Below are 24,716 nucleotides of genomic sequence, written 5' to 3' on the forward strand. Positions count from 1 at the left end.
AATGGTCTTTAAATTAGCTTGGGCAACCATAAAACATAAGCCGCTTTCTAATTTGTTAACAGTGTTCACTCTTGCGATTGCTGTGGCCCTCATTTCTATATTATTACAATTTAGTGGACATATGGATCAACGCTTGCAAAAGGACTTTGCTCGAATTGATATGGTTGTAGGGGCGAAGGGCAGTCCAATGCAGATCGTCCTATCCAGTGTTATGCATGTGGATATACCGACGGGCAATATTCCTCTATCTGAAGTGAAGATGATCCGTTCACATCGGTTTGTAGAATCCGCAGTGCCGATTGCTTTGGGGGATAGTTATGCAGGCTATCGACTTGTGGGCTCTAGTCTCGACTTTTTCAAACTTTATGATGTAGACTATGCGGCAGGATCCCATTGGAATAAGTCTCATCAGGTTGTCATCGGCGCGGAAACTGCCCGCGTACTTGACCTTCAACTAGGAAGCAAATTTGAAAGCGCGCACGGTGTTACAGACGGCGGGGCGTCCCATGACCATGTTGACTATGAGGTCGTCGGAATTCTAAAACCAACAGGCAGCATTGTTGACCGATTACTTCTGACTTCAATTGAAAGTATCTGGCTTGCTCATGGTCAAAACACTCATGCTTCTAGCGACCATGAAGAAAGCCAAACTCAAGGGCATAATGACGACAGGGACCAGCATCATCATGATGAAAACCATTCTGCTGAATTTGATATTTGGTCTGTAGAGGCTAAAGACAAAGAAGTTACAGCGCTACTCCTTCAATATCGCTCGCCTGTTGCGGCGATTACCTTACCACAAGTTATTAATAAGCGGCCTGGACTGCAGGCAGCGATACCATCTTTTGAAATTGCCCGTCTTTACAATTTATTATCTGGATTTTTCCAAGTTGCAGAATTAATAGGCCTCATCTTGATCCTTATTGGAGGTCTCAGTATTTTTACAACACTCAGTCAAACATCGTCACAGAAAATGTATGATATAGCTTTGCTCCGCGCTCGTGGAATGAAAGCATCCTGGGTCTTTATACAGCTTCTCCTTGAAGGAATAATCCTTGCTTTCTTTAGTGTTTTTATAGGCATTGGGTTGGGTCATCTAGCTACCTTTGCTGCTTTCTATTCTTTTGAAGCCTTTCAAAATGTTAATATGGATGGCACCACTTTTTATCTTTCAGAAGTGCAGCTCATCGTGGTAACCTTTGCAATTGCTATCGTTGCGGTTCTATGGCCTGCAGTCAAAGGGTTTAGAGTTGATCCGCAAATTCTTCTTAAGAACGGGAAATAACATGTTTCAGACTGGCCGAAATATAAAACTTTTGGGGCTCATTGCCATTCTAATTATGACGTATCCAGTATTTACGGTGGCTAACGCTCAAGACTTCCTTTCTACAGATGAAGAGGGGATTGAAACAGTCTGGAAGCCAGCGGAAGCCATTGAAGGGTCTATTCCGTGGCATGTCTTTTTAGGTGTGCCATATGAAGAGCAATTGATGAATGACATCCCGATAGCTGTTCCCAAATTCACTCCATCTATCATGGCCCTAGTAGGGCAAAGGATTAAGGTGAATGGTTATATGGTTCCATTGGAGCCTAGTGACAAGCAAGGACATTTTCTCTTGATGGCTTATACACATTCATGCCCATTCCATATGACGGGAGGACCAAATGGTTATATTGAAGTCTATGCTGATTTTCCTGTAACTGTTACTTTTGCCCCTATTTTGATTGAAGGAGTTCTTACGCTTGAGAAAGACTTTACAAGAGGGGTTTTCTTTAAATTAACGGCATCGCAGCAGGTTGCTAAAAAGAAGAAATAGCCAGGCGTAAAAATAACCACCTCTACTGTGAGTCAGTGGCAAAAGCTGAATACTCTCGTTTATTTAGGGCAAAGTAGATAGATTGTCCTTCTTGAAAGCTGTCTTTGCTCGTTGGGACATAAGTGAATAGGCGAAGATCATTGTAAAGTATTTCTAATTTGTAGCGGTCTCCCTGGAAGTGTGCAGAGAGTATCTGTGCCTCACATTCCTTCACACCTAAAATGATATCTTCAGGCCTGATATGGACGGCAATAGATTCATCCTTTTTAAATCTTGATGAAATTTTTATCACGCCCAGACTGGTCTGTGCTGTATTTTCAGTCAGGACCTTGCCCGCAATCCAGTGCCCTTCTCCAATAAAAGAGGCCACTTCTTGAGACATTGGCTGATGATATAACGCTGTCGCTGTATCCCATTGACATAACCTTCCTTGATCAAAGACACCAATTTTATCTGCCATGGCAAATGCTTCTTGTTGATCATGGGTAACAAGAATTGCGGACATCTTATTCTTTTTTAGAACAGACCTGATATTCTGAGCCAGATCACTCCTAAGAGTACTATCAAGACTAGAAAAAGGTTCATCGAGGAGCAGAAGGGTTGGATTTGGTGCCATCGCTCTTGCTAGGGCCACACGCTGTTGTTGCCCGCCAGATATTTGATGTGGGTATCTATTTTTTTCCGCAACGAGGTCGACAAGGTCCAAAAGGGCTTGAACTTTCTCCTCAACGACTTTTCGTTTAACGCCTGCAAGGCCAAATGCGATGTTTTCTGAAACTGTCATATGGGGAAAGAGAGCGAAATCTTGAAAGACCATCCCAATTTTTCGGTCTTCGGCTTTGACAAAGGTCTGCTCATTAGCAAGCGGTAGGCCTTTGAGGAGAATTTCTCCTGCAGAGGGTTTTTCAAAGCCTGAGATTAGGCGTAAGAGGCTGGTCTTACCGCAGCCGCTGGGGCCAAGAAAACAGCCTATCTCACCTGGCATGAGAGAAAAGGAAACATCCTTCACAGCTTTGAGATCACCGTAATTTAAAGAAAGTGTCTCAAGAGAGAGGAGGGTGTTAGTCATTATCTTTGACCTTTCTGGTCTTGGAAATTGCACGGCTGAGAAGGATTACTGGAATAATACCAGTTGCCACAATCATTAAAGCAGCAGGGGCTGCTTGTGCTAATTTTTCATCACTAGCGAGCTCATAGGCTCGAACAGCTAGAGTGTTGAAATTGAAGGGCCTTAAAATTAGTGTGGCTGGCAGTTCTTTCATCACATCGACAAAAACAATAAGGCCCGCGGTCAAGATGCTGCCTTTCATCATTGGTAAGTGAACCTTAGTAAGGATGGCCGGAGATCTGTGGCCAAGGGAGGTTGCAGCTTCATCTAATGATGTTTTGATCCGGATTAATCCAGACTCTATAGACCCAAATCCAGCGGCCATGAAACGAACTGTATAAGCAAAGACCAAAGCAAAAATGGTACCGCTGAAAATTAAGCCTGTTGATATATCAAAGGTGTCCCGCATAAAGCGATCAAAAGAATTCTCGACTGTGGTGAAGGTAACCATGACGCCAACAGCAATCACAGTCCCGGGAACGGCATAGCCCATTGTCGAAAGTTTGACGATAAGCTTTGAAAGGCGGTTCTTATTGTGACGATTGATATAGCCAAAATACAAAGACAGCAGGATACAGGCTAATGCGGCGAGCATACCAAGTTGTAAGCTGTTCCAAGCTAAGCGCCAAAAAGCAGCATCATAAGAAACATCGGCCTGAAAAATCGCCCAATACAGCAATTGGCAGGCAGGAATTATAAAGCCAAAAACTAGAGGGCAGCTACAAATGAGCAAAGCAAGAGAGGCTTTAACCCCCCTGAGCTTGATGGGGCCTAGATCTTGGTGCCTCTGGCTTGTGGCATGATACTGTGCGCCTTTGCGGGATTTGGTTTCCACCCAAAAAAGTATGAGAATGAAGAGCAGCAGAAGTGTGGCCAGTTGCGCTGCTGCTGATAGGCTGTCTAATCCGTACCAAGTCCTGAAAATACCTGTGGTGAATGTATCAACCCCGAAATATTGTACGGTACCGTAATCAGCAAGAGTTTCCATAAGAACAAGAGCAAGTCCAACGAAAATTGCTGGCCGGGCAAGTGGCAGTGCAATTCGCCAGAAACTGCTATACATAGTGTGCCCCAGTGACCGTGAAACGTCTAAGACGCAGATCGATTGGCTTAGGAATGATGCCCGTGCAGTCATATAAATATAGGGGTATAGAACCAGAGATAACATGATGATTGCCCCCCCGAGGGATCTAATCTCCGGAAAATAATAGGCCCCATAGCCGAGGCCTGTCATCTCTCTAATGGCTGTTTGTACGGGACCCGCAAAATCTAACAATCCAGTATAGGTATAGGCAATAATATAGGCTGGCATGGCAATTGGTAATAAGAGGGCCCATTCAAAAAGACGTTTGAGAGGGAAGTCGCACATGGAGACAAACCAAGCAGCAGAGACACCAAGAAGAAGCGAGCCAAACCCTACGCCGATCATCAGCAGTAAAGAATTTGAAACATAGGTCCATAAGACGGTTTCTACCAAATGTGAAAAGACGGTATCACTCGGTGAAAAAATATAACTGGTGATTACAAGCGTAGGGCTAATAAGGATCAAAGCAATAAAGCACCCTAAAAGCAGTGTTTTATTCTCTGTTAGCATTCTTACGAGTGCACTATCTTGTTTCTTTTGAAGGTCAGCCATGCTGCTTCTTACCATAAATAAAAAGGCTCAAAAACTAATTTGAGCCTTTTTTCAATTTCTAGGTTTTTATGCTATTTCCAGCCTGCTTTGTCCAGAGCGATCACAGCGTTCCGGTTACCTTCACCCAGCTTTGAAAGGTTGATGGAATCGGCCTTGAAGGACCCCCATGATTTAAGAAGATCGCTTGGTTCAACGTCCTTACGTACTGAAAATTCGCCATTCACATCACCGTAAAAGATTTGTGCTTCTTTGCTAGAGAGAAATTCGATCAATTTTACGGCATTATCTTTATTCTTCGATGCCTTTGTTACAGCAATTCCTGAAACGTTCACGTGGGTGCCGCGGTTCATCTGGTTAGGCCAAAAGACGGCCACTTTTTGTGCGGCTGCCACTTGTGTTGCATCTGAAGACCTAAGCATACCAGCAAGATAGTAGGTATTGGCAACAGCAATGTCACATTGGCCAGCGGCAGCTGCTTTTATTTGGTCTCGGTCTCCGCCTCGTGGAGGTTTTGCAAAATTTGAAACCATGCCTTCAGCCCATTCTACTGTTTTATCCATGCCATTAGTTGCCAGAATGCTGGCCACAAGAGATTGATTATAAATATTACTGCTTGAGCGGATACAAATTTTGCCTTTCCATTTCGGATTAGCAAGGTCTTCATAGGTACTAAGCTCAGACGGATTAACTTTGCCTTTTACATACATGATTGGACGTGCACGTAAACTAAGACCAACCCATTGCATGTCTATATCACGGTATTGTGCAGGGATCGCCATTTCAACCTTCTTGGAGACGAGTGTTTGGGTTACGCCGGCTTCCTTAGCACGGTGTAGGCGACCAGCGTCAGTGGTGATCAAAATATCTGCTGGTGAATTACGGCCTTCTTGTTGCAATCTTTTTAGAAGAGCATCCGCAGACCCAGAAACAAGATTAACTTTAATTCCCGTCTTTTTCTGAAAAGTTTCAAGAAGAGGCTTAATCAATTGTTCTTTACGTGCTGAATAGATGTTGACTTCTTCGTCAGCGACAGCTGTATAGCCAAAGCCTGAAAGTGCAAGTGAAGAGGCCAAAATACCTTTGATCATGGTTTTCATTATGAATCCTTAACGCGTTCGTCATGTGATTGAAGTTAGTGTGATCGTTTAAGGATCACTTCAATCATTATTAATAATAATTCTTAACTGAAGTCTTTGTACTTCTAGTATTCGGTTAAATCAATAGAATAATGTGGGAATAGGCGAAAGTTTAGTGGTAAAAAAATAAGCGGGGAAACCCGCTTATTCACTCTTTATGGTATGGCTCTTATTGAGCTGCAGGGATCTTAGCCCCAGGTGTCCACGGCGCACCAGCTTCGATCATTGCTTGTTGCAAGGCTGGCAGTTTAACCTCCTTAAGGCTATTAATCCGCTCAATCGCTGAGTTCAAACCTTCAAGACCATAAGCAAATTGCTCACGATTTTGTTTTGAAGGACCATAGTTACTGATCCAATTTGCGCGTTGGATACGTGTTGCAGTGGTTGTCGGCGCCGCGCCTTTGCGGAAACGACTGTCCAACCCATTGATGTCATTATCAATAGCCTGAAGTTCACTGCGGATCATGGCATAGGATTTTTCAAGAGAGGAAATGTCGCCTGGTGTTCTGTCCAGAGCTGTTCTGATCAGTTTAAGGTTACTTTCCATACTTCTTAAAATAGCTGCTGCGGCAGTTGAGCGACGTTTTGCTGCATTTACATCTTTATGATATTGCAAAGTTTCTTCATAGCTAGAACCCTTGATAGAGGCTTCATAAATTGGTTTAAGTTCAAACGAAACAGCGTCTGTAAGGCGAGAAATGTCGCTGCCTTCACGCTTGAAGAGTGTTGCAGAATACATGCCTGGTTTTGCTGGAACGCCAGAAGGACCAAAATTCCATCCGCCGCCACTACTGCGTGTAACAGCATTAGATGAGGCATAGGTCATATTCCATGTCATTCTGTGGAGACCTTTTTTTGCTTTTGCAGCCACTCGATTAACAAAGTTTCCGTCGGCATCAGTTATTTCCAAATACACTGAAGGTTTTGCTTCTTCAATTTCTTTTTCTACAGCTTCCCAGCTAGGGTATTTTGGGAATTTGCCGTCTTTAATCATTGCCTTTTCAGCCATCTTGCGTTTTGCCTTAAGCGTTTTCAAGCTGTCTTTAAGGTAATAGGTAAAGGTGGCACCATGGGCAGGATTTTTCGCAGTATAAGCATCATCCCCGTCTGTATCTGTATGTTGGCCGTCTTGGCGATACCATTTGACGGGACGTCCTGGCGCAAATAATAGGGCGTCTTGCTTAAGCGCATCATTAGACATAGATCGTAGCGGTGTATAATCATCTAGAATATAAATGCCGCGGCCAAATGTTCCGGCCACCAAATCATTTTCACCGCGATGAATTTTTACGTCACGAGTAGAAATGGTTGGGATGCCTCCATTGAGTTCTACCCATTTCTTACCGCCATCAACTGTAAAGAAGACACCGAACTCAGTTCCTAGGAAGAGAAGATCTTTATTCACATGGTCTTGAACAATACGCCAGACCAGATGTTTCTCTGGTAAAGATCCCGCAAGAGATGTCCATGATTTACCAAGGTTCGTAGATTTAATCAGGTATGGCTTGAAATCACCTTCTTTGTGATTGTCAAGGGCAACATACACAGTGTCACGGTCAAAAAGGTCAGCACGAATGTCGTTCACATAGGCGTTTTCTGGAATACCTTTGATCGTTTTAATATCAATTTTTTTCCAGTTTTTACCGCCATCTGTTGTGACGTGAATAAGACCGTCATCTGACCCTGTCCATAGAACTTTGTCATCGACGGGGCTCTCAGAAAAGTTCGCGATTGTATGGAAATTTGACATGGCATAAATATCCCAGCCAGCCTCTACAGACCAAGTGCGGCCCATCATCGGCATGTGCATGCGATTACCATTTTTTGTTAAGTCTCCTGAAATTGCTGTCCAGCTATCGCCGCGGTCGTCAGAACGCCATACTCTCTGAGAAGCATGGTAAATTCTCTTCGGATCGTGGGTAGAGACATTAATCGGGGCATCCCAATTGAAACGCTCCGCCGGTTCGCCTGGTTTTGGCTGAGGCTGAATAAATTGAATTTCTTTCGTGCGTGTATCGCGGCGCGTTAAAAACCCTTGTTGAGACTGAGAGTACATGATGTTCGGATTACCATGCTCGGTCGCGGGTTGGTGTCCGTCACCCCCTTGGGTAAGGAACCAATCTTTATTTTTAATTCCTTCTGAACGGCCAGTTCTGCTCGGTCCCCCCTGTGTGGAGTTATCCTGAGTGCCGCCGTAAACATTATAGAAAGGCTCTGTCGCATCTACATCAATTTTATAGAATTGAGTCAGTGGCAAATTTCTAATGTAGCGCCAATTGCTCATGCGGTCATGAGACATATATATACCACCATCAGAACCGATGAGAACAAAATCCGGATCGGTTGGATGAAAAGCCATGGCATGATCATCTACGTGTTTCTTCCGTGTATTGATGGGTGTCCATGTTTTACCACCGTCATCGGAAACTTTACTATAGTTACTGGCGATGTAGACACGGTCCATTTGATGCTGATCTGCAAAAATTTCTTGGTAATAGTGAGGACCTGTGCCGCCGCCAACTTCATTTGACATTTTCTTCCAGCTTGCACCGAGATCAGAAGAACGCCAAAAACCACCTTTACGGTTGTCAGTTTCTATGGTTGCATAGACTACATCTGGATTTACAGGCGAGATGGCTAGGCCAATCTTACCCATATTTCCCTTAGGAAGGCCTGTGGAGAGTTTCGTCCAAGTTTCACCGCCATCATCTGATGTATGAATGCCAGAACCTTTGTTGGTACCGACATAATTTGCAATAGTTCTTTGGCGAGACCATGTTGCAGCATAAAGTTTGTCTGGATTACGGGGATCAGCTATGAGAGATCCAATGCCTGTCCATTCATCTCCCTTTAAAACATTTTTCCAGGTTTTGCCGCCGTCGGTTGTTTTATAAAGGCCGCGTTCTCCGCCGCTGGTCCAAAGTGGACCTTGAGCTGAAACCCAAACAATGTTCGAATCTTCCGGATGAATAACAATGTCGCCAATACGTTCCGACTTTGCTAAGCCCATGTTTTTCCAGGTTTTCCCGCCGTCCATAGATTTATAGACGCCGTCACCATAGCTGATGTGACGTCCCCCATTGTTCTCTCCAGAACCAACCCAAATAATATTGGAGTTGCTTGGGTCAATGGTTACATCGCCTGTTGAGTAGACTTTCTGTTTGTCAAAAATAGGAGTCCATGTCGTACCAGCATTGACGGTTTTCCAGATTCCACCAGATCCCACAGCGACATACCAAATATTTGGATTATTTTGATCGACTTCAATGTCAGCAATACGTCCTGACATATAGGCAGGTCCAATATTGCGCAACTTCATTTCGTTAAAGGTCGCGCTCGTCATGGGTCCTTTATCTTTAGAAGATTTTTTTTGAGCTAAAGCTTCGCCGCTAGCAAGCATCATCGATGCAGCAAGAGCAGCCGTCAGTACTGACTTCATAATTCCCCCCTTAGGATTGAGTATATGTTGAAAGAATAAGGTAGCATTATTTCTTCAAAGTTCAATCGAATAGGTGTTTAATGCCTGTTAACAATTAGTTTATCTAAGGCGAATATTTTACGGTGAGAATGGCCAGAACTGTCCGTCAGGATGAGAGTGAATGTCTTTGAGGACGATTTCGCTTTTAAACTTAAGCCTTTACTGCCCAATTTGAATTTTTTCTTTTCTTCCTGACTAAATCTTCCACGAGGCCAGGAAAGTGATTTTGCACAGAGAGGGTCTATTTTTAGGGTGGCTTTATTCGAAGTTAATCCCAAAGTCATCTTGCACTTGGCAAGAGAAAATTCTGTAAGTGTGCCGCTGAGTTGGCGCCCGTTGCCTATGGAATCTACGAAATTAGGAATTTGAAGGAGCCAATAGACAAGAATGATCAAAGCCCCGTATTTATAGAAACCCATTGCCTTACTCAGGGTTGGATTTTTTCCCGGTGATTGAGCGTTAATCCGCTTTGCATAAATATAAAGGCCAGAGAGTGCCAGTCCTGACAAGATACAGCCAAATAGAAAATATAGGATTTTCCCACATAATCCGCCCCAAGTGCCGAAGTGAAGGAAGTCAGCCATTTCCACAATGCGCTGCAAAGGAGATAGATTTTCACCTTTAATCTCATGTAGAATTTCTCTTGTGCTGCCGGAATAAGCGTATAGGTTTGCGCGCGGTCTCGTCAGCCAACTCTGTCCTGCTCCCTGAATTTCCAAAGTGTCATCATCTGCGATGGGAAGTTTGATTAGCCGAATTGAAAAGGCTGGATTTGAAAGAGAAATGCTCTTCTTCAATGCCAGCAATGTTTGGCCGTGGTTTTCAAAAGCCACAGACGGTGCACCTTTTTCATAAACTGAAGGGTCATCGGCCCATTTTTCTAAGGCTGCCTCTGTTAAATACCAGAGGGAAGTGACACCGATCATGCTGATAAACCACAAGGACCATATCGCAGTTAACCGATGCATATCTCCCCAAAAGAGACGGTGAGTTGTGCGGCGGGGTCGCTTAAAAAATCCACGCCAAAACTTCTTATAAACCAGAATGCCTGATATGAGAGAGGTCATCAGTAAGAGAGAAAGGGAAGAGACAAGCAAGATACCCCAATCATTCATGATGAAGAGACGTCTATGCGTGTCTCTTAAGAAGCGTTGTACATTGATCCACGAAGCTTCTCCCTGGATTTGATATGTCTTTGGATGAATGAAAAGCCGTCTTCTTTCGCCGTTAGCAGTAAGACCAATAGCTTCTATAATGCTGTATTCATTCAAAGGGGCATGCATTTCTTCGATCATCCAAGCAGGTCTAGCCATCTGTGCAACTTGGATCGCTTTGTCCCACTCTATGTCCTCAAGATTGGATGGTTTTTCTATTCGGCGTTCATTATCTAGCAGCCAATCAATCTCATGACTGACCGTCGCAAGGGTGCCTGTTATCAAGATGAATGATAACAAGAAAGACAGTTTTAAACCGGCCCAGTTATGGATAGTATGCCATTTGATTTTTGACATGAAACCTTATGAACTTCCTCGACATGATACTGATGGATTTTAGATAAGTTGTTATCACCCTCATGGCAATAGCCAATTGTACCCTAAAGAAAAGAAGGACTTCAAGTAGCTCTAAAAAGGCTTCAACAGGTTCTCTTACTCTTTTTGACGTGTTGCAATAAGATCTTCAACAATAGAAGGGTCTGCTAGGGTTGAAGTGTCCCCTAGATTGGAGAAGTCTTTTTCGGCAATTTTTCTTAAGATGCGCCGCATAATTTTACCAGAGCGTGTCTTTGGCAATCCTGGCGCAAACTGGATGGCATCTGGTGAAGCAATGGGTCCTATTTCTGTGCGGACCCACTTTGTTAACTCACTCTTAAGCGTTTCATCCGGTTCAATGTCAGCATTACAGGTGACATACGCATAAATGCCTTGGCCTTTAATATCATGGGGAAAACCGACAACCGCAGCTTCTGCTATATGGTGATGGGCAACGAGTGCGCTCTCAACTTCGGCTGTGCCCATTCGATGACCAGAGACATTGATCACATCATCCACACGCCCCGTAATCCAATAATAGCCGTCTTCATCGCGGCGACAGCCGTCCCCTGTAAAATACATGCCATCATATGTACTAAAATAAGTCTGCACAAAACGCTCGTGATCGCCGTAAACGGTTCGCATCTGTCCTGGCCAACTGTCTAATATCACCAGATTACCTGAGGCCGCCCCCTCAAGAATAGTCCCTTCAGCATCCAAGAGTGCCGGTTTGATGCCAAATATGGGGCGGGTCGCAGATCCGGGCTTTAAGGCTGTCGCTCCGGGCAGGGGGGTGATCATGGCGCCGCCAGTTTCAGTTTGCCACCATGTATCGACGATTTGGCACCGCTTATCACCAACAACACTATAGTACCAATTCCAAGCCTCAGGATTAATGGGTTCCCCCACGGTTCCAAGAAGCCTGAGAGAGGCGCGGCTATGCTGAGTAACTAAGTGATCACCTTCTTTCATGACAGCACGAATTGCAGTTGGCGCTGTATAGAAAATATTGACTTGATGCTTGTCAACAACTTCCCAGAAACGGCCAGAATCGGGATAATTTGGTACCCCTTCAAAAATCACTGAGGTGGCGCAATTGCTAAGAGGACCATAGACGATATAACTGTGACCTGTGATCCAACCCACATCAGCTGTACACCAGTAAATCTCCCCTTTTTTATAGTCGAAGACATATTCATGGGTCAGAGAAGCCCATAGCAGATACCCCCCTGTTGTATGGAGTACACCTTTTGGTTTTCCTGTGGAGCCACTTGTATAGAGGATAAAAAGAGGGTCTTCAGCATTCATAGGTGTACAGGGGCAGTCTGCATCTACGGTTTCCAGTTCTTCATGATAGAGAATATCCCTGCCTGAAGTTAGAGGGACAGAGGCATTGGTGTGCGCAATCATCAATACCTTCTTGACCTCTTGCTTGTATGACTCTTTTAATATCTGAATAGCTTTATCAACATTGGCTTTTAGAGGGATTGTCTTAGCCCCTCGAATGCCCTCATCAGCTGTTATAATGAAGTCAGATTGGCAGTCATCTAGTCTTCCTGCGATCGCCTCACTTGAAAAGCCACCAAAGATAACGGAGTGCACAGCACCGATCCGCGCGCAAGCGAGCATCGCATAGCTTGCTTCTGGGATCATTGGCATATAGAGCGTGACCCGATCCCCTTTTTTTACACCGTTTTTAAGAAGTATATTCGCAAAGCGACAGACATGAGAGTGCAGGTCTCCGTAAGTGATGGTTGAGGTTACAGAAGGATCGTCACCTTCAAAAATAAAGGCAACTGTGTCGCGATCTGTTTCAAGGTGACGGTCCACACAATTATAGCAGGCATTTAACTGGCCGTCATCGAACCAGCGAATTGATACCGGGCCTGAAAAGTTGGTATCTTTAATTTTTGTTGGCACTTTAAACCAGTCAAGACGATCCTTATGGTCGCGCCAAAATCCTTCTGGATCCTCTACAGATTGCGCATACATTTTCATGTAGCGATCATGATCACACAGAGTATGATCTAAGGCCGATTGAGGGACGGGGTATAGGGTCGTATCTGTCATGGTCAAACCTCTTCTTTCGCGGAGAATTTTAACCACAAGGAAAAGGGGAATGCTAGCAAAAATCGCTCACCTTTTAGTGATCGGCTCTTAGCGAGTTTTTCGACAAGCAAAAAAAAGCACGATGACAGGGCCAGCGTGCTTTTAGTTTCAGCCTTGTTTCAATCAGAGCGTTGTGACTATTATGGCATTGCGCTTATGCCGCCATCAATTGGGATAATTGCCCCTGTGATATAGCCGCCGCCTTTTGAACATAAATACCGGATGACGCACGTCATATCATCTGGAGACCCTATACGACCGAGCGGAACAGTTTTCCCCATCATATCGCGTTTTTCTTCAGTGTCTGTTGCAAAAGCCATCATTCTCGATTGAAAAGGGCCGGGGGCTATAGCGTTTACGGTTATATTTTTCTGTGTGAATTCATTGGCAAAAACTTTCGTCAAGTGATGTACCGCAGCCTTTGACGCATTATAGCTAAAGACTTTGTTCGCCCCACCAGAAGAGGCCATGGCCCGTGTGCCCATTACAGATCCTGTATTAATGATACGGGACGGATCATCTTTTGATCCTGATTTTTCCAAGAGGGGCGCAAGTTTGAGCGTTAAATCTCCGACAGCTGTGAGATTAATATTAATAATTTTATCCCAAGCTTCGCGAGGGTAATCTTCAGTTGCTGCCCCCCAAGTTGCGCCGCTATTATTGCATAGAATGTCGAGCTTGCTGGTTGCCTCCTTAAGCTGGCTAACCAATCCATTTAAGCCTTCTTCTGTACTTAGGTCTGCAGTCAATACGTCTACTGTACCAGGCCCGATTGCATTCAGTCGATCTGCGACTTCTTTTAGGGGCCCATATTTTCGAGACGCAATGAAGACTTTGCATCCCGCTTCCACAAGAGCTTCGGTCATCATTTCGCCAATTCCGGAACCACCCCCCGTTACTAAAGCTACTTTTCCACTGATATCAAAGAGTTGTTCAAAATTCGCCATACTATATCCCTCCTATAAACTTTGAACGACTATAGATTTTTTTAGACTTGATTCAAGAAAACTCTTTATCACTTCCAAAAGAGCACTATAACCAATTAAGGGGAAGTTTTTTGAGGGAGAAGGATATGACACATCCATATGAATTGGAAATTCCATGCGTGAAAGACCAGGTCAGCGCGGAAGAATGGAAAATCCGCTGTGATCTTGCTGCGGCGTATAGATTGGTAGCTGATTTTGGTTGGGACGACTTGATTTATACGCATTTATCTGCGCGAGTTCCAGGGTCAGATCATCATTTTTTAATGAATCCTCTTGGTTTGATGTTTGATGAAATCACGGCCTCTAGTCTCGTTAAAATTGATCTGTCTGGTGAAAAAGTTATGGATAGTCCTTTTGAAGTGAATAGAGCAGGGTTTGTCATCCATAGCGCCATCCACGAAGCGCGAGAAGATGCTCATTGTATTGTTCATTTGCATACAGATTACGGGATTGCCGTCTCTAATTTAAAAGAAGGGCTCCTGCCGCTCGCACAGTCTTCCCTCGTACCCTATGCATTCATGTCCTATCACGACTATCATGGCTTTGCAGTCAATGACGAAGAAAGAGAAAGTCTTGTTAAAGATTTAGGCGAGGCCAAAGCAATGATTCTTAGAAATCATGGGACTTTGACAGCAGCGCCAACAGTTGCTGCGGCTTTTGAATTAATGTTTTTCTTGGAAAAAGCTTGCCGTATTCAGATTTTAACTCAAAGCGCAGGCGCGGAAATTCAGGGGATGTCTCAGGAAGCTTTGCAGCAAGCTTTGAAGGATATGTATGTGGTTCTTAAAGGGGATACAACAGGCAGTATGGTCTGGCCGGCGCTTTATCGTCGCGCTCATCGCCTTGATCCTGATTTTGCGACATAGGAGGGATGAATGGATATTTTAAATAAATGTATCGTCATCACAGGCGGTGCCAGTGGTATCGGTATCGGACTAGCGAAACAAGCAATGGAAGAAGGTGCATCTAAGGTTGTCCTTCTGGATATTGACGAGGCTCAGGCGAGTAAAGTAGCTCAAGAGATTGGCGCTGTAGCCTATGCTCTTGATGTGACAGATGAAGATGCCATTAAAGAGGTCATTGAGGACATTGAAAAAAGTCATGGGCCTATAGATCTATTTTTCTCAAATGCTGGCGTGATGTTCCCAGATTATCCGGATTTTAACGCTTATGATTTATCCAATGAAAAGTGGGAGCTTTCATGGCAAGTGAACGTCATGGCTCATGTTTATATTTCTCGAATTCTTTTCCCCTTGTACAAAAAACGCGGAGCAGGCGGGTTTGTCATCACCGCTTCTGCAGCTGGCTTGTTAAACCAAATTGGGACAGCCAGTTATGGGGTGACCAAACATGCTGCCGTTGGAATGGCAGAAAATATGGCCTTCACGCATAACGATGAAGGCATTTATGTGGGGTGTATCTGTCCACAAGCCGTAGAAAGTAACATGCTTGGAGATCACACAGAGTCTGTTGCAGCGATGGACGGTATTTTATCGGCCGAAGAAATGGCAAAGAGAGCCTTTAAGGGCATAAAAGAAGACCATTTCATGATTAGACCTCACGGTGTTGTCGTGCAATATTTTCAACAGAAGGCTGCAAATTATGATCGCTGGGTTGGCGGGATGCGGAAACTTCGCCGCATGCAAATCGCAAAAACAGGGACACCTGTGTAAGGACACCTGTGTAATAGTCAGTTTATTGGGTCAATGAGAATAGGAATTTATTGTGGTAAATATGAATAAAACTATAGATGTTCGTACCGGCGAGGATCTTGATGTTTCCGTCGTTAATAAGGTCATGAAAGAAAATATTGAGGGATTAGTGGGCAGTCCTCAAATCCGTCAATTTGCAAGTGGTCATTCGAATCTCACCTATAGCCTTGACTATGGGACAAGAAAATTTGTTTTGCGGCGTCCCCCATTTGGCACAAAGCCAAAATCTGGTCATTCTATGATCCGTGAATATAGTGTTATGAAAGCTTTGAAACCAGCTTTTGGTGCAGTGCCGGAATGTTTTTTCCATATGGATGATGATACAAGTCCCTTTGGCGCAGAATTTTATGTGATGGAGCAAGTAGAAGGCCGTAAGCTTGAAAAAGAAATTCCTAAAGATTGGGGGTTTGGTCATCAGGAAGGGCGGAAGCTCTGCCTTTCATTTTTTGAAAAATTAATCGACCTCCATAAAGTTGATTACAAAGCCATAGGTTTAGGTGATTTTGGTAAGCCAGAGGGCTATGTTGAACGTCAAATTAAAGGTTGGAATGGGCGCTATGAACGTGCATTGACGGATGATGTTGATGCTTTTGAAGATGTTAGAGATTGGCTTGAAAATGTTATGCCTGAAACTGAGGTAGGACACTCAATTTGTCACGGTGATTTTCGGTTAGATAATGTCATTTTAAACGGCGAAGACCCATATAAAATTGACGCTGTCCTTGATTGGGAAATTAGTGCCCTAGGGGATCCTATGATGGATCTTGGTAATACACTTGCTTATTGGGTTCAGGCGGATGATCCAGACACTCTCAAAGTTGCTGCCATGCAGCCTTCTCAAGCTGAAGGTATGATGACAAGGGAAGAGATCGTTGAACTCTATGGAGAAGCAACAGGATTTGATATGTCAAAATTTACTTTTTACCATGTTTACGGGGTTTTCCGTCTTGTGGTTATTTTACAACAAATCTACTATCGATACTATCACGGACAAACTAAGAATAAGGCTTTCGCCTCCTTCGGGATGCAGGTGAACGGCTTTGGCAATTATGCTCGGTATCTCATACAGAAATCTAAATTATAGGGGTTTATACAATGGTTGATTTTACACGAAGTGCTCGTATTGAAGAGCTGATCGAAAAGGTAACAACCTTCATTGAAGATGAAATTTTACCGCTTGAAGAAGAATATTGGTCTCTTGTTGGTGCTGAAGGCGATCGTTGGTCTTTAACGTCACGTCAGACTGAAATTTTAGAAAGTTTAAAGGCCAAGGCTAAAGCCAAAAATTTATGGAATTTCTTCTTGCCCGATAGTCAAGGGGGCTATGGACTGTCAAATGTTGAATATGCCTACCTAGCCGAAGAAATGGGCCGTTCTCACATTGCGTCTGAAGTGTTTAACTGTGCAGCGCCTGACACAGGCAACATGGAAGTTTTTGAGCGCTATGGTACACAGGCTCATAAGGATAAATGGCTGAAGCCATTATTGGCCGGAGAAATTCGTTCTGCTTATGTAATGACAGAACCAGATGTGGCATCCAGTGATGCGACAAATATTGCACTAGAAGCAAAATTAGACGGTGATGAATGGGTTTTGAACGGAGAGAAATATTGGGCTTCGGGTGCTGGGGATAAACGCTGTAAAATCTGGATTGTCATGTGCCGAACAGCCGATGAAGACACACCGCGCCACAATAGACATACGATGATTCTTGTTGAACCTTCCACAGAGGGGGTGGAAGTGTTGCGTCCAATGACGGTGTTTGGGTCAGATGATGCGCCGCACGGTCACATGCATATAAGATTTACAAATGTACGTGTACCTAAGGAAAATGTTATTCACGGCGAAGGGACAGGCTTTGAAGTAGCCCAAGGCCGCCTTGGGCCGGGTCGTATTCATCACTGTATGCGCTCTATCGGGGCCGCTGAAAAGGCGTTGGATTTGATGATTAAACGAGCCTTATCCCGAGAAGCCTTTGGTAAGCCGATGGTTAAACTTGGAGCGAATTATGACATCATCGCTGAATGCCGAATAGAAATTGAAATGGCTCGTCTCTTGTGCCTCAAAGCAGCTTATATGATGGATACAATTGGTGTGAAAGCAGCGTCACCTTGGATCAGTAAGATTAAAGTGGTTGCCCCGCGTATGTCACTGAAAGTCATTGACGAGAGCATGCAAATGTTTGGAGGTACAGGTGTGTCACAGGATACACCTCTTGCCAGTATGTATGCTGCACAGCGAACGCTGCGATTCGCAGACGGACCGGATGCGGTGCACCGAATGGTCATTGCTCGGACAGAGCTGAAAAAATACCGCGATAACAAAGTATAGGATGATTGTATGAAGGCTATAATTTGCTCAACCTTAGACGGGCCTAATGCCTTGACTTATGGTGATTTTGACGATCCTGAGATTTCTGCAGGCATGGTCAAGGTGGAGATGAAAGCGGCCTCTTTAAATTTCCCCGATGTGTTGATAACATACGGTAAATACCAGATGAAGCCTGAACTTCCTTTTATTCCTGGCGGTGAAGGCGCTGGGGTTATCACCGAAGTCGGTGAAGGTGTGACCCACTTAGCTGTGGGCGATCGGGTGATGGTTACTACCATGGCAGGGGCTTTTGCGGACTATGCTGTTGTCCCCGCTATGATGGCAATGAAAATCCCTGAAACTATGAGTTTTAGCGAAGCTGCAGCCTTTATGATCATTTACGGCACAAGTTATCATGCCTTGAAACAGCGGGCTAACATTCAATCTGGGGAAAAATTATTAGTCATGGGTGCTGCTGGCGGCGTTGGTCTTGCAACTATTCAAATCGCTAAGGCCATGGGGGCAGAGGTTATAGCGGCGGCATCCAATTCAGAAAAGTTAGCAGTATGTGAACAGAACGGGGCAGATCACTGTATAAATTACTCTGAGGGGGATGTTAAGGCCCTGTTCAAACAGGCGGCTCCGAAAGGCTTTGATGTTGTTTATGACCCTGTTGGTGGCGACATGAGTGAAATTGCCTTCCGCAATATGGCTTATAACGGACGCCACTTAGTGATTGGCTTTGCTGCCGGAGATATTCCCGCGATCCCCGCCAATTTGGCCCTTCTTAAAATGTGTCAACTTGTGGGGGTTTTTTGGGGAAGTTGGGCTATGAAATTCCCACAAGATCAGATGCGAAATATGAAAGAGCTCTTTGAACTTTATGAAGCAAAAAAAGTGAAACCCCTTGTTGAAAGCAGCTATAAAATGGCTGACTTTAAAGAAGCGTACGCTTGCTTAACTGAGAGACGTGTTAAAGGAAAAGTTGTCCTTGAGATTGGCTCGTAACAGAAGGCTTAAGAGCCCAGTTCACGGGCTCTTTGCCGTTCTCGATTAAATAGTCGTTCGCAAGACCAAAATGGCCGCAGCCTATAAAGCCTTTATGTGCGGATAGAGGGCTTGGGTGCACAGCTTCCAAGACAAGATGCTTCTTTTTATCAACAAAAGACGCCTTTCTTTGCGCATAGGCACCCCACAACATAAAAACGATAGAGTTGCCTTGCTCGTTGAGGATCTCAATAACAGCATCTGTGAATCCTTCCCATCCTTTTTTTTGATGGCTGGCGGCTTTTGAATGTTCAACGGTAAGGACGCTATTAAGTAAGAGAACCCCTTGATTTGTCCAGTCAGTTAAATTCCCATGATCTGGGGCTTTAATCCCAATATCACGTTCAATTTCTTTATAAATATTTCGTAGTGACGGAGGGATTTTTACAGCCTCAGGTACTGAAAAGCATAAACCATGTGCTTGTCCTGACCCATGGTAGGGGTCCTGTCCGAGGATGACAATTTTCACTTCATCGAAAGGAGTGTGATTGAAAGCAGAAAAGATATCCTTTTCACTTGGGTAAATAATTTTCCCTGCTGCTTTTTCTTGGCCAAGAAATTTTTCAAGTTCAGACAAAGGTGCGGACTTTAAGGTCTCTTCCAGTTGAGTTCGCCAAACAGGCGAGAGTTGTGATGCTATTTGCATAAAAATATTTCCTCTCGTGCTCTTGCGTACCTAACAAGACTTTTCTTTTATGATCAATATGTTTATGCTCTAATAATTCGAGGAATAGGAAAACTCATATGCCACATGACCCTTCTCATGATCACGATCATTGTATCGAAGCTGCCCTTAAAGAAGCCGAGCGACTTTGTGCCGAAAAAGGGTTGCGATTCACCCCTATTCGACGTGAGATACTCAAAATGATCTGGTCCAATCATAAAGCAGTTAAAGCCTATGATCTTTTGGATCGAATTGCGACTGAATCTCCAGTAGGATCTGCTAAGCCTCCTACAGTCTACAGAGCCCTAGATTTCCTTATGAACGAAGGCTTTGTCCATAAAATTGAAAGCTTGAATGCTTATATAGGATGTCCCCATCCAGGGACTAATCACCTCAGTCAATTTTTGATATGTGATGCTTGCAGCGACGTTGTTGAAGTTAATATTTCGGCCATTGAGGAAAATATTAAGATTGTATCAAATGACAACGGCTTTCAAGTGCGAGGTCAAACCATTGAAGTGCATGGACTATGTCGTGATTGCTCTGGCTAAGAGTGAAGTGAAGAAATTTGAAGACGCAAGAGAAATTTGATTACCATTTTAGCAAAGCTATAGAGAATAAAGTAGCGACTTTATCGTCTCGTGAGAAAAGTTATCTGTTTAAGGTCATCTCTGAAAGCGTGACCAGATATACCAGAACCCTAGCTCTGATCGCAGTCTTCTATTATAGTCTAATTAGCCTGATGCATCCTGTCTTTTTATCTGGTTGGCCAATGAAGATACTGATGACGTTAGGCGTGAGTACGCTATGCTTTTGCCTCTATGTCTATCTTGGGATCCGAAGCAAGAGAATATCAATATATTTATCCCGGTGGTATTTATGGTTGATCATTGCTGCAGGAATTACGAATACCTTCACTCATGTTTTTGTAACTCAAGATCATATTCAATTGTCATTGGCTGCAATCATTCCCATTGTCGTAGGCCTTCTAAGCTTTGACCGCCGTGGTTTTTTTAGTTTAAATTTCATTAGTTTAGGATTATTTGCCTATGCGATTACTACAGTTGAGGGGGCGTATGGAGCTCATTTCAGCTTTATGTATATTTTGTCGTTATTCATGTCCTATATAGCCTATGCTCCGCGAATAGATAATCATGTGGGTCAACTTATATTAGGGATTAAAGATAGATCACGATCCATCTTATTGAAGCTAAGGTCACAAGAGGCAGAAAAGTCAGCAGCGGATGCCAAAAAGTCATCTGAAGTAAAAAGTAAATTCTTAGCGAATGTTTCGCATGAATTACGCACACCTCTTACAGGGGTTTCTGGTATGATTGATCTAATAGAGAAGGGGAATAAAGATGCCAGTTTATCCGCTCTTATCTCTCATGCTCACGAAAGTTCCAGACTGTTGATGACACTCATCAATGATATTCTCGATTTTTCAAAAATGGAAGCTGGAACCTTATCTCTTAATCCTAAGCCTGCATCTTTAAATCAAGTCTCTATGGCTGTGATTAATATGATGAGTCCAACGGCAAAATCTAAAGCGATCAGCCTGATTTTTGAACAAACTGGCTCTCAGCCAGAGACAGACAGTGTGATGGTCGACAGCGTAAGGCTGTCTCAAATTCTATTTAATTACGTGGGGAATGCCCTCAAATTCACAGATCAGGGATCAGTTAAAATGATTATGGACATAAAGGATCAGAAAGACTCTTTACTTGTGACATGGTCTGTAATTGATAGTGGTGCAGGTATTCATCCTGACGCACAAGCGCTGCTTTTTAAACGGTTTCAGCAATCCGTCCATGAAAATGAAAGTCAGACGGTCGTTGAAGGTGCTGGGCTAGGGCTTGCGATTTCAAAGGAGATAGCAGAACTGATGGGCGGTGAAGTTGGTGTGGAAAGTGCACCAGGACTAGGGTCCACATTTAAGTTGCAGGCAACTTTCCAAAAGGCAAAATTAGAGCGACAGAAAGAGATAGATTATCTTGAAAAGCTTCAAGGGCAGAAGAAACTCAAAATTCTCTTAGCCGAGGATAATCGCATTAATCGGTTGTTGATAGGAAAACTGCTGGCCAATATTAATGTTGATCTGGATGAGGCTGAGGACGGATCTCAAGCCTTGCAAAAAGTGACAGAGAACACATCCCCTTATGATCTTATTATGACAGATGTTAGAATGCCAGTCATGGGGGGTGTTGATTTAGCTGTGCAACTTCGAGATAAGGGCATCTCGACGCCGATCATCTTCATCACAGCCAACAGTCAAGAAGATGAAATCAACAGTTACTGGCAGGTGGGGATGAATGGGTTCATCGGTAAACCAATTGATCCGCATGAGTTTTATAAAGTCATTTATGATAGTATTAAGGAATGAAGACCTTAGGAAATGTCTTATTTTTCTTGACATTCCTAGTGTCCACACCTAAGAAGCCCTTGCTTTTCATTAAAGCGGAAAAAATATGTGTCCCACTGAGAGACAAGGGTTCTCCCGTACTGTTACTCAAGGATATCCACCAGTCAGCGAGTTTCGCCCACTGGTGCGTTTCTGCTTTGTGTTTTGAAAAGTTCATAATTAACAGATGGTTACATCTAACTTTGGATGGTCATATAAAGGATTAACACAGGCATGTTTGATAACTTGTCAGATAAATTAGGCGGTATTTTCGACGGTTTGAAACGTCGCGGCGCCCTTAAAGAATCAGATGTTCAGGCAGCGATGCGCGAAGTGCGTATGGCTTTGCTCGAAGCTGATGTTGCCTTGCCCGTTGCCAAAAAATTTATTGCAGATGTTACCAAAGAAGCTGTTGGTCAAAAAGTTCTGAAATCGGTTTCTCCTGGTCAGCAGGTGGTTAAGATCGTTAATGACGCCATGGTTGAGATGTTGGGGTCTGAAAGCCAGTCTATTTCAACTGCCTCAGTGCCGCCAGTGCCAATTTTAATGGTAGGCCTACAAGGGTCGGGTAAAACCACATCCACAGGTAAAATCGCCAAGCGTCTCACAGAAAAAGAGAATAAAAAGGTCTTGATGGCCTCTTTAGATACGCGTCGTCCTGCTGCACAAGAACAACTGAAAATTCTTGGTGAGCAAATTGGGGTTAAAACGCTTCCAATCATTACGGGTCAACAACCTGTTGAAATTGCACGCCGCGCCATGGATGCAGCGAAACTTCAGGGATTTGATGTCGTCATGCTGGATACGGCAGGTCGCCTGCATGTGGACGCAGATCTGATGACTGAAGTGCGCATGGTTCGTGATCTTGTGAATCCTCATGAAACTCTTCTTGTTGCCGATAGTTTGACAGGTCAAGATGCTGTAAATGTTGCCTCAGAATTTGATAAACAAGTGAATATTACTGGTGTTGTTCTTACGAGAATGGACGGTGATGGTCGTGGGGGTGCAGCTCTTTCGATGCGCGCAGTGACAGGCAAGCCGATTAAACTTGTTGGGACTGGCGAGAAGATGGAAGCTCTTGAAGAGTTCCATCCAGAGCGTGTTGCCTCTAGAATTCTTGGGATGGGCGATGTCGTCTCTCTTGTTGAGAAAGCACAAGAAACAATTGACGAAGCAGAAGCTGAGAAAATGGCCAAAAAAATGGCCAAAGGTACCTTCGATTTAGAGGACATGCGCTCTCAGATCCGTCAAATGGCAAAAATGGGCGGTATGAAGGGTGTTCTAAATCTCCTTCCTGGCGTCGGTAAAATTAAGCAAGCGATGAATCAATCGAGTGTCGATGACAAAGTTTTTAAGCGTCAGGAAGCGATTATCAATTCAATGACGCCACAGGAACGTGCGAAACCGCAGGTTCTTAATGCCAGTCGCAAAAAGCGTATTGCAGCTGGTTCTGGAGTAACAGTAGCTGATGTAAATAAGCTTCTGAAAATGCATAAGCAAATGGCGAAGACAATGAAGCAAATGACTAAGCTTCAGAAATCTGGCCGGATGCCGAACATGGGGGGCATGCCTCCTGGGTTCGATAAACTATTTTAATGAAATTCGGTCTGTTGAATAAGCTGACCAAGCTATAAAGAAAAGGAAAATATTATGGCAACTTCAATTCGTTTGGCCCGTGGTGGTTCTAAAAAACGTCCTTACTACCGTATCGTTGTAGCTGATTCACGTTCCCCTCGTGATGGTCGTTACATTGAGCGTGTTGGATCTTATAACCCAATGCTTCCTAAAGACAGCGAAGAGCGCATTCAATTCGATGCTGATGCTGTAAAAGCATGGCTTGCTAAAGGTGCGAAACCATCTGATCGTGTTTCACGTTTTCTAGAAAACGCTGGCATCCTAGAAGCAAAATCACGGAATAATCCTTCAAAAGCGAAGCCTGGCCAAAAAGCTTTGGATCGCGAAGAAGAGCGTAAAGAAAAAGCTGAAGCTGCTGCCGCGGCTGCCGCTGAAGCGGCTGCAGCACCTGCAGAAGAAGCTGCTGAAGAGTAAGCTTTACTCTATTGCGTTATCTCTTTCTGTTTTAGGGGGCTTGCATGCAGGTCCCCTTTGACGCTTTTATAAGGCTAATGTCATGAAAAAGAAGGCAAGTCATACCCCAGAAGCCAGTCGTGAGCAGTTTGGACTTGCGACCGTGGATGAAAATGAGTGGATCTGTGTTGGTGCTTTTACAGGGGCTCACGGTGTCCGCGGAGATGTGCGCTTGAAATCTTTCACTGAGGACCCTGAAGAATTATTGACTTTCAATAGTATACATCGTGGTCCAGGGGGCCCGATCGTAGAATTTAAAGCAAAAAAACACATCAAGGGGGGCTATGCTGTGGCCGTTGAGGGGGTTGCTGATTGCAATGCCGCCGAGGCTCAGCAGGGTGTACAGCTTTATGTTTCTCGCGAAGAGTTCAGTGATCTGGATGATGACGAATTTTATCTGGCAGATCTTATTGGAATCGAGGCGGTTGATATTGATGCTGAACCAGTTGGATTAATTCGCGCTGTAGAGAATTTTGGTGCTGACGATCTTCTGGAAATCGCTTTATACACTCCTGTTAAGGGAATCGGAAAGCTTGCGATGATTCCATTTCGAAAGGAATGGGTGCCTCAGTTGGATTTACAAGCAGGGCGTGCTGTTGTTGCTTTCCAAGAGTGGGTTGATACTCAAGTCGAAGTGCCAACAGATTCGAGTAAGGCGGAAGCTGAAGAAAAGCGTAATACTTCAAAGGGTTAAG

20 protein-coding genes are annotated in these 24,716 nt (G+C 44.1%); 12 read left to right on the forward strand and 8 right to left on the reverse strand.

Features of this window, described 5'->3' with window-relative positions:
• Position 1: 1 nt before the first annotated feature.
• Together QGN29_RS09635 and QGN29_RS09640 are read left to right on the forward strand one after the other, a co-directional pair.
• Positions 2-1,285: an ABC transporter permease gene (locus QGN29_RS09635; protein ID WP_310800030.1), complete on the forward strand. Its 1,284-nt coding sequence runs from the start codon at positions 2-4 to the stop codon at positions 1,283-1,285.
• A gap of 1 nt (position 1,286) precedes the next feature.
• Entirely contained in the window at positions 1,287-1,817 is a 531-nt protein-coding gene (locus QGN29_RS09640) for a DUF3299 domain-containing protein (protein WP_310797643.1), read from the forward strand.
• 22 nt (positions 1,818-1,839) lie between these two features.
• On the opposite strand, the gene QGN29_RS09645 is transcribed toward QGN29_RS09640, so the two are convergent.
• The 7 genes from QGN29_RS09645 to QGN29_RS09675 form a co-directional block, all read right to left on the reverse strand.
• Positions 1,840-2,886: an ABC transporter ATP-binding protein gene (locus QGN29_RS09645; protein ID WP_310797644.1), complete on the reverse strand. Its 1,047-nt coding sequence runs from the start codon at positions 2,884-2,886 to the stop codon at positions 1,840-1,842.
• On the reverse strand, positions 2,879-4,561 hold the full coding sequence (locus QGN29_RS09650; RefSeq protein WP_310797645.1) for an ABC transporter permease: 1,683 nt from the start codon (positions 4,559-4,561) through the stop codon (positions 2,879-2,881). The genes QGN29_RS09645 and QGN29_RS09650 overlap by 8 nt, the downstream gene beginning before the upstream one ends.
• Positions 4,562-4,632: 71 nt before the next feature.
• Positions 4,633-5,658: a Fe(3+) ABC transporter substrate-binding protein gene (locus QGN29_RS09655; RefSeq protein ID WP_310797646.1), complete on the reverse strand. Its 1,026-nt coding sequence runs from the start codon at positions 5,656-5,658 to the stop codon at positions 4,633-4,635.
• Between the two features lie 208 nt (positions 5,659-5,866).
• Positions 5,867-9,136, reverse strand: coding sequence for a WD40/YVTN/BNR-like repeat-containing protein (locus QGN29_RS09660; RefSeq protein WP_310797647.1), 3,270 nt, complete (start codon positions 9,134-9,136; stop codon positions 5,867-5,869).
• 77 nt (positions 9,137-9,213) lie between these two features.
• Positions 9,214-10,686: a PepSY-associated TM helix domain-containing protein gene (locus QGN29_RS09665; protein ID WP_310797648.1), complete on the reverse strand. Its 1,473-nt coding sequence runs from the start codon at positions 10,684-10,686 to the stop codon at positions 9,214-9,216.
• Between the two features lie 135 nt (positions 10,687-10,821).
• The gene (acs, locus tag QGN29_RS09670; protein WP_310797649.1) at positions 10,822-12,774 is read right to left on the reverse strand and encodes an acetate--CoA ligase; all 1,953 of its coding nucleotides are present in this window, start codon (positions 12,772-12,774) and stop codon (positions 10,822-10,824) included.
• Between the two features lie 179 nt (positions 12,775-12,953).
• Positions 12,954-13,760 (reverse strand): SDR family oxidoreductase, encoded by an 807-nt coding sequence (locus tag QGN29_RS09675; RefSeq protein ID WP_310797650.1) that lies wholly within the window; start codon positions 13,758-13,760, stop codon positions 12,954-12,956.
• A 125-nt stretch (positions 13,761-13,885) separates the two neighbouring features.
• Between QGN29_RS09675 and QGN29_RS09680 the strand changes: the two genes are divergently transcribed.
• The 5 genes from QGN29_RS09680 (at position 13,886) to QGN29_RS09700 (ending at position 18,829) form a co-directional block, all read left to right on the forward strand.
• Entirely contained in the window at positions 13,886-14,665 is a 780-nt protein-coding gene (locus QGN29_RS09680) for a class II aldolase/adducin family protein (RefSeq protein WP_310797651.1), read from the forward strand.
• A 9-nt stretch (positions 14,666-14,674) separates the two neighbouring features.
• Positions 14,675-15,472 carry an SDR family oxidoreductase gene (locus QGN29_RS09685; RefSeq protein WP_310797652.1) on the forward strand — a complete coding sequence of 266 codons (798 nt, stop codon included), beginning with the start codon at positions 14,675-14,677 and terminating at the stop codon, positions 15,470-15,472.
• Positions 15,473-15,533: 61 nt separating this feature from the next.
• Positions 15,534-16,595 (forward strand): phosphotransferase family protein, encoded by a 1,062-nt coding sequence (locus tag QGN29_RS09690; protein ID WP_310800031.1) that lies wholly within the window; start codon positions 15,534-15,536, stop codon positions 16,593-16,595.
• 11 nt (positions 16,596-16,606) lie between these two features.
• Positions 16,607-17,842 (forward strand): acyl-CoA dehydrogenase family protein, encoded by a 1,236-nt coding sequence (locus QGN29_RS09695; protein ID WP_310797653.1) that lies wholly within the window; start codon positions 16,607-16,609, stop codon positions 17,840-17,842.
• A gap of 9 nt (positions 17,843-17,851) precedes the next feature.
• Positions 17,852-18,829: an NADPH:quinone oxidoreductase family protein gene (locus tag QGN29_RS09700; protein WP_310797654.1), complete on the forward strand. Its 978-nt coding sequence runs from the start codon at positions 17,852-17,854 to the stop codon at positions 18,827-18,829.
• On the opposite strand, the gene ung is transcribed toward QGN29_RS09700, so the two are convergent.
• Entirely contained in the window at positions 18,795-19,514 is a 720-nt protein-coding gene (ung, locus tag QGN29_RS09705; RefSeq protein ID WP_310797655.1) for a uracil-DNA glycosylase, read from the reverse strand. The two genes, QGN29_RS09700 and ung, sit on opposite strands and share 35 nt — an antisense overlap.
• A 98-nt stretch (positions 19,515-19,612) precedes the next feature.
• Between ung and QGN29_RS09710 the strand changes: the two genes are divergently transcribed.
• The 5 genes from QGN29_RS09710 (at position 19,613) to rimM (ending at position 24,715) form a co-directional block, all read left to right on the forward strand.
• Positions 19,613-20,083, forward strand: coding sequence for a transcriptional repressor (locus tag QGN29_RS09710; RefSeq protein WP_310797656.1), 471 nt, complete (start codon positions 19,613-19,615; stop codon positions 20,081-20,083).
• A gap of 17 nt (positions 20,084-20,100) precedes the next feature.
• Complete coding sequence (locus QGN29_RS09715) at positions 20,101-21,915, forward strand: response regulator (protein ID WP_310797657.1); 1,815 nt, start codon at positions 20,101-20,103, stop codon at positions 21,913-21,915.
• Positions 21,916-22,167: 252 nt separating this feature from the next.
• Entirely contained in the window at positions 22,168-23,529 is a 1,362-nt protein-coding gene (gene ffh, locus QGN29_RS09720) for a signal recognition particle protein (protein WP_310797658.1), read from the forward strand.
• Positions 23,530-23,583: 54 nt separating this feature from the next.
• Positions 23,584-23,982: a 30S ribosomal protein S16 gene (rpsP, locus tag QGN29_RS14490; protein ID WP_375164598.1), complete on the forward strand. Its 399-nt coding sequence runs from the start codon at positions 23,584-23,586 to the stop codon at positions 23,980-23,982.
• Positions 23,983-24,064: 82 nt separating this feature from the next.
• Positions 24,065-24,715, forward strand: coding sequence for a ribosome maturation factor RimM (rimM, locus tag QGN29_RS09730; protein ID WP_310797659.1), 651 nt, complete (start codon positions 24,065-24,067; stop codon positions 24,713-24,715).
• Position 24,716: the final 1 nt, after the last annotated feature.

This window comes from Temperatibacter marinus, assembly GCF_031598375.1.
GTDB classification, from domain to species: domain Bacteria; phylum Pseudomonadota; class Alphaproteobacteria; order Sphingomonadales; family Kordiimonadaceae; genus Temperatibacter; species Temperatibacter marinus.

Coding starts and splice junctions, on each gene's coding strand:
- QGN29_RS09635 (WP_310800030.1), top strand. CDS start 2: ATGGTCTTTAAATTAGCTTGGGCAACCATAAAACATAAGCCGCTTTCT.
- QGN29_RS09640 (WP_310797643.1), top strand. CDS start 1,287: ATGTTTCAGACTGGCCGAAATATAAAACTTTTGGGGCTCATTGCCATT.
- QGN29_RS09645 (WP_310797644.1), bottom strand. CDS start 2,886: ATGACTAACACCCTCCTCTCTCTTGAGACACTTTCTTTAAATTACGGT.
- QGN29_RS09650 (WP_310797645.1), bottom strand. CDS start 4,561: ATGGCTGACCTTCAAAAGAAACAAGATAGTGCACTCGTAAGAATGCTA.
- QGN29_RS09655 (WP_310797646.1), bottom strand. CDS start 5,658: ATGAAAACCATGATCAAAGGTATTTTGGCCTCTTCACTTGCACTTTCA.
- QGN29_RS09660 (WP_310797647.1), bottom strand. CDS start 9,136: ATGAAGTCAGTACTGACGGCTGCTCTTGCTGCATCGATGATGCTTGCT.
- QGN29_RS09665 (WP_310797648.1), bottom strand. CDS start 10,686: ATGTCAAAAATCAAATGGCATACTATCCATAACTGGGCCGGTTTAAAA.
- acs (WP_310797649.1), bottom strand. CDS start 12,774: ATGACAGATACGACCCTATACCCCGTCCCTCAATCGGCCTTAGATCAT.
- QGN29_RS09675 (WP_310797650.1), bottom strand. CDS start 13,760: ATGGCGAATTTTGAACAACTCTTTGATATCAGTGGAAAAGTAGCTTTA.
- QGN29_RS09680 (WP_310797651.1), top strand. CDS start 13,886: ATGACACATCCATATGAATTGGAAATTCCATGCGTGAAAGACCAGGTC.
- QGN29_RS09685 (WP_310797652.1), top strand. CDS start 14,675: ATGGATATTTTAAATAAATGTATCGTCATCACAGGCGGTGCCAGTGGT.
- QGN29_RS09690 (WP_310800031.1), top strand. CDS start 15,534: ATGAATAAAACTATAGATGTTCGTACCGGCGAGGATCTTGATGTTTCC.
- QGN29_RS09695 (WP_310797653.1), top strand. CDS start 16,607: ATGGTTGATTTTACACGAAGTGCTCGTATTGAAGAGCTGATCGAAAAG.
- QGN29_RS09700 (WP_310797654.1), top strand. CDS start 17,852: ATGAAGGCTATAATTTGCTCAACCTTAGACGGGCCTAATGCCTTGACT.
- ung (WP_310797655.1), bottom strand. CDS start 19,514: ATGCAAATAGCATCACAACTCTCGCCTGTTTGGCGAACTCAACTGGAA.
- QGN29_RS09710 (WP_310797656.1), top strand. CDS start 19,613: ATGCCACATGACCCTTCTCATGATCACGATCATTGTATCGAAGCTGCC.
- ffh (WP_310797658.1), top strand. CDS start 22,168: ATGTTTGATAACTTGTCAGATAAATTAGGCGGTATTTTCGACGGTTTG.
- rpsP (WP_375164598.1), top strand. CDS start 23,584: ATGGCAACTTCAATTCGTTTGGCCCGTGGTGGTTCTAAAAAACGTCCT.
- rimM (WP_310797659.1), top strand. CDS start 24,065: ATGAAAAAGAAGGCAAGTCATACCCCAGAAGCCAGTCGTGAGCAGTTT.